General features: G+C 46.5%; 14 protein-coding genes. 4 read left to right on the top strand and 10 right to left on the bottom strand.

Translation table 11 applies throughout. The features are described from left to right. Positions 1-103 precede the first annotated feature (103 nt). Positions 104-3,121 carry an EAL domain-containing protein gene (locus FG11_RS01565; RefSeq protein ID WP_047532724.1) on the top strand — a complete coding sequence of 1,006 codons (3,018 nt, stop codon included), beginning with the start codon at positions 104-106 and terminating at the stop codon, positions 3,119-3,121. Beyond that, positions 3,111-4,412, top strand: a complete 1,302-nt coding sequence (locus tag FG11_RS01560; protein WP_047532722.1) for an HD-GYP domain-containing protein — start codon at positions 3,111-3,113, stop codon at positions 4,410-4,412. Before FG11_RS01565 ends, FG11_RS01560 begins: the two co-directional genes overlap by 11 nt. Positions 4,413-4,476: 64 nt before the next feature. On the opposite strand, the gene FG11_RS01555 is transcribed toward FG11_RS01560, so the two are convergent. The 3 genes from FG11_RS01555 to FG11_RS01545 all read right to left on the bottom strand — a co-directional run bounded on the left by FG11_RS01555 (position 4,477) and on the right by FG11_RS01545 (position 8,706). Beyond that, the gene (locus FG11_RS01555) at positions 4,477-5,841 is read right to left on the bottom strand and encodes a PepSY-associated TM helix domain-containing protein (protein WP_047532720.1); all 1,365 of its coding nucleotides are present in this window, start codon (positions 5,839-5,841) and stop codon (positions 4,477-4,479) included. Positions 5,842-5,869: 28 nt separating this feature from the next. Then, positions 5,870-8,212 carry a TonB-dependent receptor gene (locus tag FG11_RS01550; protein ID WP_047532718.1) on the bottom strand — a complete coding sequence of 781 codons (2,343 nt, stop codon included), beginning with the start codon at positions 8,210-8,212 and terminating at the stop codon, positions 5,870-5,872. 65 nt (positions 8,213-8,277) lie between these two features. Continuing rightward, positions 8,278-8,706 (bottom strand): DUF2946 domain-containing protein, encoded by a 429-nt coding sequence (locus FG11_RS01545; RefSeq protein ID WP_020183876.1) that lies wholly within the window; start codon positions 8,704-8,706, stop codon positions 8,278-8,280. A 62-nt stretch (positions 8,707-8,768) separates the two neighbouring features. Here FG11_RS01545 and FG11_RS01540 point away from each other — a divergent pair, with 62 nt between their 5' ends. Further along, entirely contained in the window at positions 8,769-9,728 is a 960-nt protein-coding gene (locus FG11_RS01540) for a DUF808 domain-containing protein (protein WP_047532717.1), read from the top strand. On the opposite strand, the gene FG11_RS01535 is transcribed toward FG11_RS01540, so the two are convergent. The 6 genes from FG11_RS01535 to murJ form a co-directional block, all read right to left on the bottom strand. After that, positions 9,725-10,222 (bottom strand): PEP-CTERM sorting domain-containing protein, encoded by a 498-nt coding sequence (locus FG11_RS01535; RefSeq protein ID WP_047532715.1) that lies wholly within the window; start codon positions 10,220-10,222, stop codon positions 9,725-9,727. The genes FG11_RS01540 and FG11_RS01535 overlap by 4 nt on opposite strands. A gap of 108 nt (positions 10,223-10,330) precedes the next feature. Continuing rightward, a complete protein-coding gene (locus tag FG11_RS01530) occupies positions 10,331-10,987 on the bottom strand; it encodes a sulfite oxidase-like oxidoreductase (RefSeq protein WP_020183873.1) in 657 nt (218 codons plus the stop codon). Between the two features lie 42 nt (positions 10,988-11,029). Continuing rightward, a complete protein-coding gene (gene lspA, locus FG11_RS01525; RefSeq protein ID WP_020183872.1) occupies positions 11,030-11,494 on the bottom strand; it encodes a signal peptidase II in 465 nt (154 codons plus the stop codon). Then, positions 11,487-14,321 carry an isoleucine--tRNA ligase gene (ileS, locus tag FG11_RS01520; protein ID WP_047532713.1) on the bottom strand — a complete coding sequence of 945 codons (2,835 nt, stop codon included), beginning with the start codon at positions 14,319-14,321 and terminating at the stop codon, positions 11,487-11,489. Before ileS ends, lspA begins: the two co-directional genes overlap by 8 nt. A gap of 22 nt (positions 14,322-14,343) precedes the next feature. Then, positions 14,344-15,246: a bifunctional riboflavin kinase/FAD synthetase gene (locus FG11_RS01515; protein ID WP_047532712.1), complete on the bottom strand. Its 903-nt coding sequence runs from the start codon at positions 15,244-15,246 to the stop codon at positions 14,344-14,346. A 62-nt stretch (positions 15,247-15,308) separates the two neighbouring features. Continuing rightward, on the bottom strand, positions 15,309-16,853 hold the full coding sequence (murJ, locus tag FG11_RS01510; RefSeq protein ID WP_047532710.1) for a murein biosynthesis integral membrane protein MurJ: 1,545 nt from the start codon (positions 16,851-16,853) through the stop codon (positions 15,309-15,311). 158 nt (positions 16,854-17,011) lie between these two features. Between murJ and rpsT the strand changes: the two genes are divergently transcribed. Then, positions 17,012-17,416: a 30S ribosomal protein S20 gene (gene rpsT / locus FG11_RS13380; protein ID WP_020183868.1), complete on the top strand. Its 405-nt coding sequence runs from the start codon at positions 17,012-17,014 to the stop codon at positions 17,414-17,416. Between the two features lie 108 nt (positions 17,417-17,524). On the opposite strand, the gene FG11_RS01500 is transcribed toward rpsT, so the two are convergent. After that, positions 17,525-18,355 carry a prohibitin family protein gene (locus FG11_RS01500; protein WP_052184895.1) on the bottom strand — a complete coding sequence of 277 codons (831 nt, stop codon included), beginning with the start codon at positions 18,353-18,355 and terminating at the stop codon, positions 17,525-17,527. Positions 18,356-18,369: the final 14 nt, after the last annotated feature.

The raw sequence follows: 18,369 nt of genomic DNA, 5'->3' as shown, positions 1-18,369 counted from the left end.
ATTGCACCGTTAAGCTATCTATATCAAGTATCAAAAAAATGGGCGTCAAGGCATTGCTAACTAGCAGCCTTGCAGTATGCAATCTAACGAGGCAATGTGAGCAGTGCAGCATTCAAAGAAAATTCACAAGATTCAAACCGACAAGGTCAAGCCGGTGGACGCTGAGGCGATACCACAGGATGGTCAGCCATTGGCTTGGCAATTGCTGGATGCCTTGCATGAAGTGGCGGTAATGACGCTCAGAGATGACGGCACGATTAATTACACCAACACATTTGCACGTAGAATTTTTAATCTTGACCAACCTGCGAGCAAGTCACGCAAGCGTCATCCAGCCACCAGCATGCTGGAGCATCTGCTGGAAAAGATTAAGGAACGGCAATCTGAATTCACGTTGCAATATGCCCTAGAACGGCAAGTGCGCACCCTCAAAGTCTATGTGATTGATCTGCTGAATCAGCAAGAGCACTTGCAATTGCTGTATATGTTCGATACTACCGGCCAAGTGCTATCTGAAATTAAGCTACGGCAAACCGAGCAATTATTACAAACCGTGATTGATACCAGTCCGGATTACATTTGCATCAAAGATGGCAACAATCGCTGGCTTCGCGCCAATCAAAAGTTACTCAGCTTATTCCAAATACCCATGCAAGATTACGCGTATCAAACTAATTTTGATATTGCATCTGGCATTCACCCGGTATTTAAAACCGCGTTTGAGTACTCAGAAAAATCCGATGAAACGACTTGGCGAACACAAAAAGCGTATCGCAATGAGGAAATCATCTATTTACCGCAAGGCTCTGAAAAAACATTGGATGTGAGCAAGATTGCCACGTTTAACAGTGATGCCTCACGCCAGCATTTGGTGATGTACGCCCAGGATATCAGCGAACAGAAGTTTATTGAAAAGCAATTGCACAACCGCAGCGCGATTCTGGATGCGCTGATTTCTTGCGACTGGTTATTACACTCTGCGGATTCTTGGCACTCAGTCGCTAAAACCGTATTGCAGCAATCTTGTCTGGCACTACGCTTTACGCGCGCTGCTATCCTTAAAAATATACCATATGACGAGAGCACGGATACTTACTCCAAGCTACTGTATCAATGGTCTACCCCTGGATTTATGGTACCAGTGAACAACCTGGAAGCCATTAATTTTGACGATACGCGCTTGAGCCGCTGGAAAGAGATTCTGCAAAAAGGCAATCCGGTCTTTAGCGAGATGAGCGATTTACCCAAAGCAGAGCGTCAGCTACTGAAGCAACACGACAGCATCTGCATTGCGATTGTCCCGCTGTTTGTGGAGCATCAGTGGTGGGGCAATATCATCATTGAACGTTGTTACGATACAGACAAAACCAGCTCGCAAGAACTAGGCTCTCTAATGGCAATAGGCCGCTCGCTCAGCGTAGCCATTCAGCGGGAACACACTGGCCGTAGCTTAAATTTGGCTAAAATTGCGTTTGATAGTGCGAGCGAAGGCATTATGATTATTGACACCAACGGCAGCATCATTGGTATCAACAAAGGCTTTAGCGATATTACCGGCTATAGTGAAGAAGAGATTTTGGGTGCTACGCCGATTGTATTTCAGCAAGGCAAACACGATTTGTGGAAAAGCCTATCTAGTGAAGGCAAATGGTGCGGCGAAGTGATTAACCATCGCAAAAACGGTGAGGAATATCATGAGTGGCTGACGATTACTGTCGTCAAAAACCACGAGCACCAGATTACCAATTACGTGGGGGTGTTTGCTGACGTCACCGAGGTGAAGCAGTCACAAAACAAACTTTACGAGTTGGTGAATCATGACCCACTCACCGGGTTGCCAAATCGGCGACTCATCAACGAGTTATTGGAACACGCCATTAAACGCGCGGAACGTGAATCACGCCAAATTGCGTTGCTGTTTATTGATCTGGATCGCTTCAAAGCCATCAACGATAGTCTGGGGCATCCGGTAGGCGATCAGTTGTTGTTTGAAGTATCGCGCAGAATCAAGCAATCCATCCGCGAGAGTGATGTGGTCGGCCGTTTGGGCGGCGATGAGTTTATTGTCATGATGGATAACTTGCATGACATAGACGACGCTGCGCATAAAGCCAAGAGTATTCTCACCGCCCTGCAATCGGAGTTTTTGATTGATAATAAAGAGTTGTATATCAGCGCTAGCATTGGTATCTCGCTATATCCGGACGACGGCAAAGATGTGGACAGTGTGATTAAAGCGGCCGATATAGCCATGTATCAAGTCAAGAACATGGGCAAAAACAACTATTGCTATTACACCAAAAAACACAGTGCCGATGTACTGGAACGCTTTAATCTTGAGAATCAACTGCGGCGCGCATTAGAACGCCAACAGTTTGAGGTGTACTACCAACCGCAAGTCTCTCTACAGACTGGGGAAATCATTGGCGCAGAAGCGCTGGTGCGTTGGAATCATCCGGAATATGGTCTTGTTTCACCGGCCAAATTTATCCCTTTGGCAGAAGAGACCGGCATTATTTTACAGATAGGCGAATGGGTACTGACACAAGCGGCTATGCGCGCAAAAGAGTGGATAGATGGCAGCAACTCGCTGAAGCGGATTGCTGTGAATGTGTCCGGCATTCAAATCATGCAAAGTAATTTTGCCGATACGGTCTACGGTGTGCTGATTCATTCAGACTGCGTGCCATCGATGTTAGAGTTAGAAATTACCGAAAGTACGGTCATGCAGAATACCGAGCATGTGATTAGCACTTTTGACCGCATTAAAAGTTTGGGCGTGCGCCTTGCTATTGATGACTTTGGCACCGGCTACTCTTCGCTCTCCAACCTTAAACGCTTACCCTTAGACAAGTTGAAGATTGACCGATCTTTTGTACGTGATTTACCCGATGATTTAGACGACGCGGCCATTGCCAGCGCTATTTATGCCATGGCCAACAGCCTTGGTTTTTCAGTGATTGCAGAAGGAGTAGAAACCGCAGAGCAAGTACAGTTTTTAAGAAAAATGGGATGTATTGAGGCACAGGGCTACCTCTATAGCAAACCCATTACAGCAGATGAATTTTCGCTATTGATTAATAAAAATAAAGAAGAAAAAGGAAGTTACCATGTCTACTAGTACTTGCACCATTGATGTGAATCAACTGCGAGTTGGATTGTACGTCCATCTGGATTTAGGATGGATGGATCACCCATTTACACTAAGCAACTTTAAATTACACAATGAAGAACAAATTCAAAAAATCAAAGGCATTGGTTTAAAAACGCTACGTTATGATCCAAAACGAAGTGATTGCCCACCGCTCCCTGTCAAATCCAATTTAAATCTGATCAAACCAGTACTGGCAGCGGAGCAAGCACTAGCGCATGCCGAAGAGTCTGCCGTACTGGCAGAAACAACTGAGCCTGTGATTGACGCAAAGTTATTGCGGCACAAACAATTACACCATGCAATTGATGAAAGTGAGAAAAAGTTTGTCGTCGCCAGTGATACCATTAAAAATATTCAACGCAATATCCTGTCATCCTCCAAGCAGTGCCTGGAACAAGCGACACTACTCGTCAATGACATTGTGGAAAGCACACTGTGCGAAGGTGATATTGCTATTCATGCACTCAATGGCAATCGTTCTAGTGATGCGCATTATCAGCACGCGCTCAACGTCACAGTGCTATCGATGATTTTGGCAAAATCGATTGAAATCTCCAGAGAAGATGCGCAACTGCTTGGGTTGGCCGCTATTCTTCACGACATCGGCAAGCTAGAAGTCAGCGATAAGATTTTATTGAAGAAAGATCCGCTCACCCACGGCGAGCATGCCCACTATCAATTGCATTCGGAATTTGGTGCGCGCATGGTCAAGTCCATAGGCCTCTCGCCCAGAATCTCCAAAATTGTACTGCAACATCATGAACTGGCTGATGGCTCTGGTTATCCTGCAGGGCTGAAGGCAGAACAAACGGATCCGTTGGCCAGAATCATTGTCTTGGCCAATAATTACGACAGCCTATGCAACCCTAAAAATATGTCTGGGGCTAAAACGCCTTATGAAGCGTTGGCCTATATGTTTGCACACCAACGCTCCAAGTTTGATGAAGACTTACTCAAACGCTTAATCAAATCACTGGGCGTGTACCCGCCAGGCAGCATAGTCAAATTGTCTAATGAGCAATATGCAACGGTAGTCTCAGTGAACCCCAATTACCCGCTGAAACCTTATGTCAAAATACATTCAAAACAAGGCAAGGATGAAGAGGATGTAATTGTGGATTTACGTGAAGAAGTGAATATCAACATTACTGCTTGCTTAAAACATGCGCAAATCCCAGCCGAGGTATTGAAGCAAATCAATCCGCGCAAACGGGTCAGTTACTTTGTGGATCAAGCGCCAGAAACAGCGGCAGCTTAAACTCGCTTTACTATTTCTGGTACGAACAACAGGCTATCTTACTAACAAATAAGATAGCCTTTATTTATTTGGCCTGACGTAGCCCAAGGTAGTTTGCCAGCATTGGAAAATAAGGCATGACGTAGCGCTCCATCAGCAACACCAGCAATAACGATAGCCCAAAAAACGGTAGCAATACACCCAAACTAAGCACTACCGCGATCATTGCCCAAGCAAAGCGTGCTGGACGTTGGCTATTGGGTGGCGCTCCCAACGTACGGAATAGCGAAGCGTTGGCTAAGCGCTTCCACCACAGCACCACTGCACTCACGGAGAGCAACACCAAGCCCAAAGCGGTGACCACACCTAGCAACTGATTGAACCACCCGAATAATTGGCCTTCGTGTATGGCGACACCCATGCCAATCAGGCGGTCCAACCATGGTCTGTCAGCAAAGTTTTTCCGTTCAATCATGTTACCGACGGTATCAAAACGGATATTCACACGCAAAGGTCTATTCTGCGCATCAGAACGCGCTGTCCAATCTGCAGATTTATTAGAAGGTGGCGCAATCAGCACTGGCGGCGCCAATTGTAATGGTGCGACCGTAGCCACCAGCTGATCCAACAGGCGATAATCCTGTGCATGGTGGTGCGCATGCGACTGCATGGCATGTCCTTCATGCGCTGCATGTTCGCCAGCGGCTACGCCACCTACCGTCCAGTCTTGGGGCTGTATTTTGATGTTCCCCGTTTGGACATGCATCGTTTGTATTTGCCGGATTTCTTTTAACATGCCACCCCAAGATTTGGTCCATGGCAGCCCGGAAATCAATAGAAACAAGGTGAAGAACGATATCCAAAATCCCACCACACCGTGCAGGTCACGCCAAAACACTCTGCTGCTCTTGCGCATGCGCGGATAGACCACACCCGCCAGACCCTGCCCTGCTTTGGGCCACCATAAATACAAGCCAGTGATGACCATGACAATTGCCCAAGAGGCAGCCAGCTCTACCAAGTAAGATCCGCGCGCGCCTAGCAATAAATTGCCATGCAGCTCGTGCACAATGCGCATCAGCTTGCTATCCTCGCGTGCAATATTGAGTATTTGCAAAGTCTGCGGATGCACATACACGCGTGAAATCACAGCCCCTTGCTTGACCAACACCCGTACTGCCGATTGCGGGTTGGCCTGCAATTCATAGGCATGCAACACAGCACCCGGTACAGCTTCTAGTGCTGCCTGCACCTGCTGATGCGCAGATGCAGCAGCCCCTGTCAGGACTAGATGCTCGTAAGGCGCATCCAGCGCAGCTTCTACCTGCGGTTTAAACAGGTAGATGCCACCAGTGACCGACAGCAACAACATAAAAGGGATACAGAATAATCCTGCATAAAAATGCCAACGCCAAACAATTTGATGGGCCGGCCAGCGACGTAACTTCATGATGTCATCCAATCTGCTGTGCTGCGTGCTAGTAATTAAACTTTACTTGCACATAACCGGTACGTTGCGGATATGGGTGAAAGATATACGCTTTGTAATTATTCAGATTGTCCACACCAACAGAAGCTGTCCAACGCTTATCGAACTTGTAATTGGCTTTCACATCCATGATAAAAAATTTGCTACCCCCGCCAAACACATCTGGGTTGCTATCGCTATTATCTAGATAAAAATATTGCCTGCCACTGTAGCGCGCCGCCAAACTATAGGAGATATTACTGCCTTGGTGGTAAGTAGCTACGCCTTTGATCATCGCCCTTGGGATGCGTAATGGCTTATTGCCTTCAAACTGCGGGTTGGCATCATTCTTCACAATCTCAGCATGGGTAAACGTAGCACTGCCCATTAAATCCAAACCATGTACGCCTACGTCTTGCCACTCACTGGCAAGTTCCACGCCGTAAGTACGCACTTGGTCGATATTCTGAATAAAAGTACATCCCGCTGCCCCTGCCGTACACGTACCGGTGCCAAATGGAACCGGGTTACCGTTAGTCGTGGTTTGCGAGACGAGCGCATCATATTTATTCTCATGAAAGAAACTGCCACGCACTAGGCCAGTGGCAAACCTACGCTCTGCTGTCAGCTCACTGGAGATCACTTCTTCCGTCTTCAAATCCGGATTGTTTTGTACTAGCGCAGTACCAGTGGTAATTTGTTGATACAACTCACTGACCGTTGGAAAGCGAAATGCCTGACCAAATGCCGCTCTAAATCCCCACTCTGGCATCGGTTCAAAACTAATGGAAAGCTTGGGCGAGAATTTATTGTCAGTCTTATCAGCATAGCGACTAGTTTGCAAGCCAGTGCCAGTCGTCGTTTGATTAAGTCCATCATTAGCTTCCCAATGCTCAAAACGTCCGCCAAACGTCACCGCCCATGCAGGATTCAATTGCCATTTATCTTGCGCATAAATCGCCTGCGTTTGGGTCTCACCACGCGAGCTTGCATTCAATGTCCCCTTGTTGCCAGTAGACCAATCCGCGGTGTTATTCGTATCACTGACCAGTTTATATAGGTCAACGTGGTAGCCCACATCAATCTCATGTTTGTCACCATTACCATCCGTAGGACGCAATGTGCCGCGCGCATCCAGTACTGTCCAGCCAGTGCCACTTTGGTCAACCACTCGGCCGATTTTATTGATATAAGGATTACCCGCCGCAGTTGTGCCGGTAGAAGGCGCATTTGCACTGCTATTTTTATCTTTTTGATAATCGTAGTCAGACAGCGTCAGATTCCAGTCAAAAAATCCTTTGGTATTGCTTTTTAAATCAATGGCCTGCATCACATGAAAAGCTTCAACTTCTGCCGGACTGAATCCTGAAATATCGTAACGCTGCCCATTAACACTGACACGCCCGTTATACACCGGGTTGCCCGCAGCATCTTTAATATAGCTGTCCACATCGGTGCGGCTATCCAAATCCCACAGCCCCAACGTATAGGTCGCACGTACGGTCGGGCTAATATCGTATGCTGCCTTTAGCTTCACATTCAGTTGTTCGGTATGGTCTATGCCTGTCGCACCAAAGGTTACTCTGTTTTGGTTTCTCTCATTGCGGTCCGAATAAGCACCTGTCACTACCGGCGCACCAGCAGGCGCAGTGGTCGATAGCAGCGCATTGGCAAACTGCATAGGCTGACTCTCATTTTCCAAACGGTCTACGCCTAGCCAAAAACTCAAGTCGTTAACTTTATCGCCAAATGAAGCGGTCTCGTGATTGCCCTTAAAGGTTTTGTCGGTACCGTACAACTCAAAATTCTGTGCAAATGCCTGTGCTGTGGCATGCGCCTCAAATTTGGTCGGCATGCGGGTGTTCATGCTCACCACTCCGCCAAACGAGTTACCCGCATACAGCGCTGAAAATGGGCCGTATAAAATGCTCACACTCTCAATTTCCTCTGGGCTGACCATGCCCCAGCGTGGCGGAAAGCTGAACGAGTTACCCAACAAATTGGACAGCAAAATGCCATCGGCATACACCATGGTTTGCGCGCTTGAGAGCGTGCCTGTAGTACGTGTGGCTAATGGCCCGTTACGATCACCAATATAGCGCTCACGTACCTGAAAACTGGGTAAGTATTTGAGCGTTTGTTGTGAGGTAGTCGCATTGACAGACTCTTGAATCTGCTGCTTGGTGTATGTCTCTACCGTGGCAGGATGTTTGATGATCCGGCTATCAATCGTGCCAGTCACGTGAATATCATCTAATTCAATGGCTTCGTTGTGGTCGGCATATGCCAGCGCCGGTAGCACTGCTAATACGGCCGTTAAAATCTGTTTGTTTAAACCTTGTTGTTTTAACATGGTGTGTTACTCCAAAAAATATAAAACGCACCCACAATCATCGGGTGCAATGCAGTGATTTATTTTTAGAGTAAAACGGGAGGTGCGCGCGTGGGATGCGCAGTGTGGACAAAATGGAGTTGTACTGGCGCAGCATAATCAAAGCGAACGGCTTTTTCTTGTGCTGCTAAATACAGTGCAAATGCTGGGTTGAAGCTGGGTAACGCAACATCCGCAGTGCCGGCATGGCAAAACGGACAATGATTAAGGTGATGACTGATAGACGCTGGCTGACTACTTGGTTTGACATCCAAACCAGCTTGCAAGGTGTTGCCTTGCGTGGTCACTACTTGAATAAATAGTTTTTTGCCGCCGGTACTACAAATTTCCTGCAAAAATCCGCTCGTGCTGCCTTGTCCGGCCAGCGCGTGCGATACGCTAGGTGCCAGCGACGCAAACATCATCGCGATCAACGCGATACGATGCATCCAGCGGAATAATTTTTGCGACAACATACGCGCATTTTAGCCCTAGTCGCGTAAAATTCAAAACTTCTATAATCAATCCTGGGAATATGATGGCCGTTGGTAGCTTACTTGCACTTTTAGACGACATTGCAACGATTTTAGATGACGTTTCTGTCATGACCCAAGTGGCGGCTAAGAAGACCGCTGGCGTATTGGGCGATGATCTGGCGTTGAATGCCCAACAAGTCTCCGGCGTGGCAGCAGAGCGTGAATTACCCGTAGTATGGGCCGTGGCTAAAGGCTCGTTTATCAACAAACTTATCTTAGTCCCCACAGCCTTATTACTGAGTTATTTCTCGGCTAAATTCGGCATTCATTGGATTATCCCAACACTACTAATGATAGGCGGCGCATTTTTGTGCTTTGAAGGATTTGAGAAAATCGCGCATAAATTCTTGCACAAAGAGGAAGACGCAGCCCATCAATCCGCATTGGCGCATGCGGTTGAAGATGCCAACGTAGATTTGGTTGCGCTGGAAAAAGAAAAAATCAAAGGCGCCATTACCACCGACTTTATTTTATCGGCAGAAATCATTGTCATTGCCTTGGGCACAGTAGCTGCTGCCAGCTTTGGTAAACAAGTGGCTGTGGTCTCGGCCATTGCTATCATTATGACGGTTGGCGTATATGGCTTGGTGGCAGGCATTGTTAAGTTAGATGACTTAGGCTTGCATTTAATGCTGAAAAAAGGGCAAAGCGTGTATCGCCAAGTGCAGCGCAAAGTGGGTGAAAAGCTACTCGCAGTCACACCCTATTTAATGCGCTTACTCTCTATTTTAGGTACTGCCGCCATGTTTATGGTGGGTGGCAGCATTATCGGCCATGGTATCCCCGTGCTTCACCATTTCACCGAGGACATCTCAGGTTATTTACAAACACTACCAGTGGTGGGAGGCGCGTTGTCTGCAATTTCACCGATCATCATTGATGGGATTATCGGTTTAAAAGTAGGTGCGATTTGTGTTGCGTTTTTTGAGTTGGGTAAGAAGTTAATACCGAGTAAAGCTTAAGATTTCTGGAACTTACGACGATTAACTAAGCTAATAGCCAACAACCCCAGCGCTAGCATACTTAAATTAGTAGGCTCGGGGACTTGAGATAGAATAAGGGAATCTTGAGATAGGATAAAAGGGTCTTTGATAACACCCACATGAGGTATCAGAATTTCAGGATTGTTATTTGGCAAACCAGTATAACCTGCATCTAAGATAGCACCTGGCTCTATAAAACCAGACGATCCAGACAGCTCGATTAACGGCGCAATCAGACTAACATTTGACTTGATATTCAACATCCCAAGAGAAAATAGTCTAATAGATATATCATCCCTCAACGTACCACTGTAAAAGATAAAATCTCCATCACAGTTTGCTTGATAGCCATTTTCTGTGGACACTACCAAATTAGAAGAGCAGCTAAGGCTCAATGTTTCAATAGAAGCTGTTGCGATGGCAGGAAAGATTGTCATAGCAACAACAAAAACAAGCTTGGAAACAGCTTTCATGGCATGAGACTTTAAGACAAAACAGCTTCTGATATTACCTACGCTACACACATCAATCCATGCGCCAATCAGACTAAGATTTGCAGTTTCTTGTCACAAAACCGTCAACTAATAATCGTCATCCGTAAAGCGCTGCTCTAAAAATGGAAACGCATCATTGTGATAGCCGCGCACTTCCCAAAAACCGGGGCGGTCAAATTCATGCAACTCAATACTTTTTAGCCATTTTGCGCTTTTCCAGGCATAGCGTTTTGGCACTACCATACGCACCGGCCCGCCATGTTCTGCAGTGAGCGATTTGCCAAATACACTATGCGCAATGATGACATCATCGTCCAACAAGGCTTCCAACGGTAGGTTAGTGGTATAGCCATCGTAACTATGCAAGGTAACAAATTTAGCATTCGGCAACGGGTTCGCCTGCATCAACAACTCGCGTGCAGAAACGCCTTCCCAATCCATGTCTAATTGGCTCCAGCGTGTCACACAGTGAAAGTCTGAGGTATCTTTAATTTGCGGCAGATCGCGGAAATCCATCCATTTTAGGTTCAGCTCATGCTCAACCAAGCCATAGATGCGCAGCGACCAGTTAGTGGTGTTGAGATTGGGGCGAATGCCCAAATCAAGTACGGGAAAGTTAGTGACTTGCTTTTGACCTGATGGAATACGTGCATTTTCACTAGGCTTGCTGGTTTTGTTCCCCAGCAACCGGCCTTTTTTGGCTAGCGCGATCTTACCTTCAATCAGTTTTTTCCAATCCGGCATATCACCCCTTTTGACTCGCCTGGTACGAGCCTAGCAATATTCTTATTGTTGTGTTTTATTGTTAACAACGCTGTCTAGCAGCAAAATCCCCACACCTACACAAATAGCACTATCGGCTACATTAAATGCCGGCCATGCAAACTGTTGATAGTAAAAATACAGAAAATCAACTACATAGCCTAGCGTAATGCGGTCATATAAATTACCTAATGCGCCACCTAATACTAAGGCCAGCCCCCAGCAAAAAAGTTTGTTGTTCGCATTCTTTTTTAACAGATAGACAATGACGACAGACGCCACGACAGAAATTGCAGTAAAAAACCACTTCTGCCAGCCACCCGCATCTGCCAAAAAGCTGAAAGCAGCGCCTTCATTATGGTAACGCACCAAATCAAAAAATGGCGTCACTGCTAGATGCTCACCATAGGCAAACGCTTGCTGCACCAAGTGCTTGGTATATAAATCCAACGCAATCACCACCGCGCTAACACTTAACCATTTATGCATATTTACGTGACTGTGATTTGCCAGAGATATTGCTTACGCAACGACCACAAATGGTGGGATGATCAGCATGACTGCCTACGTCGGCCACATAATGCCAGCAACGCTCACACTTGGTATGCTGGCTTGGTTTGACCAGTATTGCTTGTTCAGCGTCAGTTGCTACTTTATACACGTTTGCTGCGGAAGTGATTGTCACAAAACGCAAATCCTCACCTAAGCTAGTCAACGCATCAAAGTCTGTTGCAGTCACATTGAAATCAAGTTCAGCTTGTAATGACGACCCAACCTGCCCTGCACCACGCAACACTTCGATCTCTTTTGCCGCTTGCGCACGCAGTGCACGTATAGCATCCCATTTTGTCTTTAATACAACATAGTCGGCATGCTGTGTCGCACTAATCACATCTTGGCTATCTGCCCAATTGTGTAACACTACAAAGTCTTCGGTATTAGGTGTCAGCGTTTGCCAAATTTCTTCTGCGGTGTAGCTCAAAATAGGCGCCATCAAGCCAGCTAACACTTGTGTGATTTTTAGCAGCACGGTTTGTGCTGCACGTCTGTCATGCGAATTTTCTGCATTGGTATACAGACGGTCTTTCAGAATATCTAAATAGAAGGCCCCCAAATCTTCTGCACAGAAATGCTGCAAGGCTTGCGCCACGCGATGCAACTCATACACGTCATATGCGCCATGACAGGTATTGGAAAGCTCGCTCAATAAACCTAGCGCATAACGGTCAATTTCTAATAAGTGTTCATAGGATACGGACTGTGTGCTTGCATCAAAATCAGCCACATTCGCTAACAAGAAGCGTAAGGTATTGCGAATCTTACGATAGCTATCTGCCACACGTTTTAAGATTTCATCAGAAATCGTTAACTCGCCTGAGTAGTCCGTGCTGGCCACCCATAAACGTAGAATATCTGCACCATAGGTATCCATCACTTTTTGCGGCGCGACTACGTTACCTTTAGATTTACTCATTTTGTGACCAGCGCCATCCACCACAAAGCCATGCGTTAGCAATGCGTGATACGGCGCACGGCCATCAATGGCACAACCCGTCAGTAAACTAGATTGGAACCAGCCGCGATGCTGATCTGAACCTTCGAGATATAAGTCAGCTGGGAACTGCAATTCGGGGCGACGCTTTAATACTGCAGCATGCGTGGATCCAGAATCGAACCAGACGTCTAAAGTATCCGTTACTTTTTTGTACTGATCTGCATTCTCTGGCGCGTTGGCGTTTAAGAAAGCGGCGCCATCCAGGCTAAACCAAGCCTCAACCCCTTGCTGCTCAACCTGCAAGCAGGCTTTTTCTAGCAGCGCTGGCGTTTGCGGATGCAATTCGCCTGTTTCTTTATGCACAAATAATGGCATTGGCACGCCCCAGTTACGCTGGCGCGATACACACCAATCTGGACGGTTTTTAATCATCGCCTCTAAGCGTGCGCGTCCCCAACTTGGGAAAAATTCAGTCGCATCCACTGCGTTATTGGCATGCTCTCGTAAAGACTTGCCGTTTGCATCTTGTGCATTCATACCAATGAACCATTGGTGTGTGGCCAATTGCATCAACGGCGTTTTATGGCGCCAGCAATGTGGAAAACTGTGATTCAAACGTGCACTGGCCAACAAGGTGCCATTCTCTTGCATCTTGGCCAAAATCACTTTGTTCGCTTCTTGGCGACTTAAGCCACGAATTTCCGCAAACTCGACCAAATCACTGGTAAAGAATTTACCATCGCCACCAATCAATACGCGTGGTTTTTCATTGGGGAAATTGGCACGCATCACCAGCCAGTCGTCGTTACCGTGTGCAGCAGCGGTGTGGACTAAGCCAGTACCGGCTTCAGTCGTCACATGGTCGCCAGTAATGATAGGCACTTGGCGGTTATCGAACGGGTGTTGTAGCAACAAGCCCTTCAAAGTCGCGCCTATGGTGCTTGCCAATACTTGTGTATTCTCTTCGCCATAACGCTTGAGTGTCGCTTCCACTAACTCATGTACCAGTATCAATAAGCCTTTACTCGTCTGCACTAAGTCATATGTCAATTCAGGATGCACACTAACCGCCTGATTCGCCGGCAATGTCCAAGGCGTCGTTGTCCAGATCACTGCAAATGCATCATCTGTCACTTCCACACCAAACGCTTTGCTTAAAGCTGCGGTGTCTGCCACTTTAAACCCCACGTCAATCGCGGGTGAATTCACATCTTCATACTCAACCTCGGCCTCAGCCAAGGCAGAGCCACAATCTACACACCAATGCACGGGCTTGCTGCCTTGATAGAGATAGCCATTTTGATAGATATTGCCCAAAGCACGCATGATGTCGGCTTCGGTCTTAAAATCCATGGTCAGGTAAGGATGATCCCAATCACCCAACACCCCCAAACGCACGAAATCCTTTTTTTGTCTTTCCACTTGTTCAGCCGCATAAGCACGGCAAAGCTCGCGGAACTTGGCTGGCTCAATATTTTTGCCATGCGCTTTTTCCACCACCAACTCAATGGGTAACCCGTGACAATCCCAGCCTGGTACATAAGGCGCATCAAAACCACTCATGGTTTTGGATTTAACAATGATGTCTTTCAGGATTTTATTGACGGCATGACCAATGTGAATATCACCATTCGCGTACGGCGGGCCATCATGCAGAATGAATTTTTTTGCACCCTTGCGCGCTGTTCTGATTTTTTCATACAGCTTTTTTGCTTGCCACTGCGCCAGCCATGCCGGTTCACGTTTGGCGAGATCGCCGCGCATGGGGAAACTGGTTTCCGGTAAGTTGAGTTTGTATTTGGTATCTTTGTTGTCAGTCATGACTTAATTCTTAACTATATTCTTAACTACGGTTTTTAAAATAATCTTTTGCAGCGCTTGCATCCCGCGCAATTTGTGCCTTGAGTGCATCTAAACTTTCAAACTTCATTTCATCGCGGACTTTATGGAAAAACTGTACATGCACATGGCGATCATACAAATTACCATCAAAATCAAAGACATATACTTCCAACATCAACTTTGGCACACCGCCAATGGTAGGCCGCACACCCAAATTAGCAACGCCATTCAAACCGTCTAATTTTACCGCATAAACCCCGGTTAATGCAGGCCGTTCGTGACGCATATGCACATTGGCCGTGGGGTAGCCCAACTGGCGCCCGAGTTTTGCGCCATGCACCACTTTGCCACTAATACTGTAAGGCCTGCCCAGTAAAGCTTCAGCACGTATTAAATCACCCGCCGCCAAAGCCTCCCGCACTAGGGTGCTGGACACGCGCTGGCCCGCCACTTGCACTGGTGGAAAATCAACCAATTGAAAGCCGTTATCAATAAAACTTTGTGTAGTGCCCTGACGTTTGGCGCCAAAACAAAAATCGCCGCCCACCAAAATCGTATTGGCATTTAAATCATGGCGCAAAACATCCTGCATAAACGCTTCTGCAGTAATGGCTGCAAACGCTTGATTAAAGCGGCATACGAACACTTTTTCCACACCCACCTCTTCAAAACATTCCAGCTTTTCACGCATGGAGGATAAACGCGCAGGCGCATTATGTGGCGTAAAAAACTCGCGTGGATGCGGCTCAAAGGTCATCACGGCAGGTGTGATTTGATACTGACGCGCAGTCTCTACCAATTTAGCCAATAACGCCTGATGCCCCAAATGCAAACCATCAAAGTTACCAATGGCCAATGCCAATGGTGCTGGATGCGTGGTAGGTGAATGTCTGAATACTTGCAAAATGAATGGCCTGAGATTAAGTCCGTAGTATTAGGTTAAGTCCGTAGTGTTAAGTCCATAAGCTAATGGAGCGCTCTGCGCGAAAAATCTTTGGGGCGGAAGCCCAAGATAAATAACACCGCAAAATAGACACCCATGCCCAACACAACTAATAAGGACAAATGCATTAACCGTTTCATGACACTGAACTCTAGCCAAGTCGCAGCATCACCCATTGCAACATGTAATACTGTGCCCATCACTGCCAAAGCAAAAGCAAGTTTGAATAAAAACACCCACCAGCCAGCTTGGGGCTGATATAACTTTGATTTGCGCAAATGGTAATACAGCAATGCAGCGTTTGCGCAGGCACCCAAGCCAAGCGCAAGGGCCAAACCTGCATGATTCAAATGCAACACATAGACAAATATCACATTCATGACTTGTGTTAATACCAAAGTAAAAATAGCCACTTTGACGGGTGTTTTAATATTTTGCCGTGCATAAAAACCAGGCGCTAAAATCTTGACTAGAATCATCCCCAGTAAACCAACACTATAGGCAATCAATGCTTGCTGTGTCATAGCAACGTCTGTTGGCGTAAATTTACCGTAATAAAATAGTGTGCAGACCAGTGGCGTTGCCAGTATTGCAAGTGCAACTGCAGCTGGCGCCGCCAAAATAAACGTGAGCCGCAGACCCCAATCCAATAGCTGGCCATACTCACTTTCGTTTTTGCTAGCATAGGCTTTAGATAAACTAGGCAATAAAATGGTACCCAACGCAACGCCCAATACCCCTGTCGGGAACTCCATCAGACGATCTGCATAATACAGCCAGCTCACACTGCCCGTGGCCAAGAACGAAGCAAAAATGGTATTTAAAATCAATGAGATTTGCGCCACAGACACGCCTAACAACGCAGGTCCCATCAGTTTCAATATGCGCCAGACACCCTCATCGTCTCGCTTAAAGTCCAAGCGGGGCAATAAGCCAATTTGTTTTAAAAATGGGATTTGAAATATCAGTTGTAAAAAGCCACCCACAAACACGGCCCATGCCAATACTTTGATGGGCTCTGCAAAATAATCGGCAAAGAACAATACCGCCGCAATCATAGATACATTGAGCCATACTGGTGTAAATGCGGGGATACCAAATTTATTGTAGGTATTCAGCACGCCACCCGCCATCGAGACCAGCGAGATAAAAAAGATATAAGGGAAGGTAATTCTCAACAGCTCAATCGTCAGTTGCATTTTGACTGGGTTGGCTTGAAAACCAGGTGCAATCAATGTCACGATAAACGGTGCGGCTAACATACCCAGCAACGTCACCACCACCAAAATCAGGCCTAGCCAAGTGGCCACCCGATTGATAAGTGCATGCGTTTCATCAAACCCCCGCTGCGTTTTATACTCACCCAAAATAGGCACAAAAGCCTGACTGAATGCGCCCTCTGCTGAAATACGCCGCAATAGATTGGGAATTTTAAACGCTACAATAAACGCATCGCTCAGCATGCTCGCACCAAAAGCACGCGCAATCAACGTATCACGCACAAAGCCTAAAATGCGCGAGACAAACGTCATACTCCCTACTTTGGCGAGGACTTTGAGCAAGTTCATGAAGAGATGGAATGGATAATTATTTTAATGGCGAGATTTTATCATGCTAGGCTTTGTTGCTGCATGCAGAAACATAATTAAACCTTGCAAAACAAACACAAAAACATTATTATGCACGGTTTCGTATTTATACCCTTACAGCATTAGGATAATCAAACATGGCAAATACCGCACAAGCACGCAAACGCGCGCGCCAGTCCGTAAAAGTGAATGCGCACAACGCAGCGTTGCGTTCTACTTTGCGTACTGCAATTAAAAAAGTGATTAAAGCGATTGAAACAGGTGATAAAGCTGCTGCAGTAGCTTCATACCAAGAGAATGTTGGCATCATTGATCGCATTGCCGATAAAAAAATCATTCATAAAAATAAAGCTGCTCGTCATAAGAGCCGTTTAACTGCTGCAATCAAAGCATTAGCCGGTGACGCATCTGTGACTTTGGCTTCTGTTAAAAAAGCGGTAGCGCCTAAAGCTGCCGCAAAACCAGCTAAAGCGGCGGCTAAGCCAAAAGCTGAAGCAAAACCAAAAGCCGCTGCTAAACCAAAAAAAGCAAAAGCTGAGTAATGTAGCACTGGGATTAAACAACCAGACTCAAAAAAGCCGAACAAATGTTCGGCTTTTTTATTATGCTCAATTAAGCGTTCGATATTCGAGCCAATGAGAAGAATCAGCTCACTTAATATTAATCAGCGGCACAGAGCCACCGGTGACTTGTGGCAACTGCCCGTTCCACTTCTCCAACGCTAACCTTTGATTTTCAATTTCACGCAGTTTCAGCAAGTCTGGTGTGATCTCTTGTTTTTGCAATCTTAACGATTCCGCCTCTGCTTTTGCAGATGCAATCTTTTGCTCAGCTTCAACTTTGATGCGCTCTAAATCGCGCTCAGCTTTTAATTTCAGCTGATCCGCCGTGGTCTTGCCTTCAATCGCCTGATTAAAACTTTCTGAGAAGCGGAAATTCACGATACTGAACTCATCAATCGCAATGCCATGTCGCAATAGTCGATCTTTCATAAACTGACTAATTTGATCGCGCACCTCAGGACGTTTACTGATGAGCTCTTCCGCCGTATATTTTGCGGTGGTCGCTTTAAAGGCCTCTTGCACTGCTGGCACAATAATGCGGTCCCCCACAGAACTTAAATCCCCTACCAATTGGAATGTCTCTGCCACGCGGGTTGGAATCAAATGGTAATTCAATGCGATTTTGGTGTGCACTTGTTGTAAATCGCGTGAAGCTGCATCACCATCACCTTCCGCCTTTTGAATCTGCACATTAATCTCGCGCACTTGCTGCACGATAGGAATGCGGAAGTGCAGTCCTTCCTCTAGTACTGTCTGATTCACTTTACCAAACGTAGTAATCACGCCGCGATGCCCGGCATTAATCACAACAAAAGGATTCAACCAAGACAGCAACACTAACACCACTATCGCCAGCACAACATATTTAATGACATTCGGAAATGCGCTTACTTGAAGATTCGGACTGATGATTGCCATTGTTGCCCCCTGTT

Origin of the sequence: Methylotenera sp. N17, from assembly GCF_000799155.1 — a bacterium.
Taxonomy (GTDB): domain Bacteria; phylum Pseudomonadota; class Gammaproteobacteria; order Burkholderiales; family Methylophilaceae; genus Methylophilus.
The sequence above is the reverse complement of the archived record's forward strand: the minus strand, read 5'-3'. Positions and strand labels throughout refer to the sequence as shown.

What these genes read in the sequence shown, in the direction of transcription:
- rpsT (WP_020183868.1), top strand. Translation starts at nt 17,012, where the DNA reads ATGGCAAATACCGCACAAGCACGCAAACGCGCGCGCCAGTCCGTAAAA.
- murJ (WP_047532710.1), bottom strand. Translation starts at nt 16,853, where the DNA reads ATGAACTTGCTCAAAGTCCTCGCCAAAGTAGGGAGTATGACGTTTGTC.
- FG11_RS01530 (WP_020183873.1), bottom strand. Translation starts at nt 10,987, where the DNA reads ATGCCGGATTGGAAAAAACTGATTGAAGGTAAGATCGCGCTAGCCAAA.
- FG11_RS01560 (WP_047532722.1), top strand. Translation starts at nt 3,111, where the DNA reads ATGTCTACTAGTACTTGCACCATTGATGTGAATCAACTGCGAGTTGGA.
- FG11_RS01540 (WP_047532717.1), top strand. Translation starts at nt 8,769, where the DNA reads ATGGCCGTTGGTAGCTTACTTGCACTTTTAGACGACATTGCAACGATT.
- lspA (WP_020183872.1), bottom strand. Translation starts at nt 11,494, where the DNA reads ATGCATAAATGGTTAAGTGTTAGCGCGGTGGTGATTGCGTTGGATTTA.
- ileS (WP_047532713.1), bottom strand. Translation starts at nt 14,321, where the DNA reads ATGACTGACAACAAAGATACCAAATACAAACTCAACTTACCGGAAACC.
- FG11_RS01555 (WP_047532720.1), bottom strand. Translation starts at nt 5,841, where the DNA reads ATGAAGTTACGTCGCTGGCCGGCCCATCAAATTGTTTGGCGTTGGCAT.
- FG11_RS01535 (WP_047532715.1), bottom strand. Translation starts at nt 10,222, where the DNA reads ATGAAAGCTGTTTCCAAGCTTGTTTTTGTTGTTGCTATGACAATCTTT.
- FG11_RS01500 (WP_052184895.1), bottom strand. Translation starts at nt 18,355, where the DNA reads ATGGCAATCATCAGTCCGAATCTTCAAGTAAGCGCATTTCCGAATGTC.
- FG11_RS01550 (WP_047532718.1), bottom strand. Translation starts at nt 8,212, where the DNA reads ATGTTAAAACAACAAGGTTTAAACAAACAGATTTTAACGGCCGTATTA.
- FG11_RS01545 (WP_020183876.1), bottom strand. Translation starts at nt 8,706, where the DNA reads ATGTTGTCGCAAAAATTATTCCGCTGGATGCATCGTATCGCGTTGATC.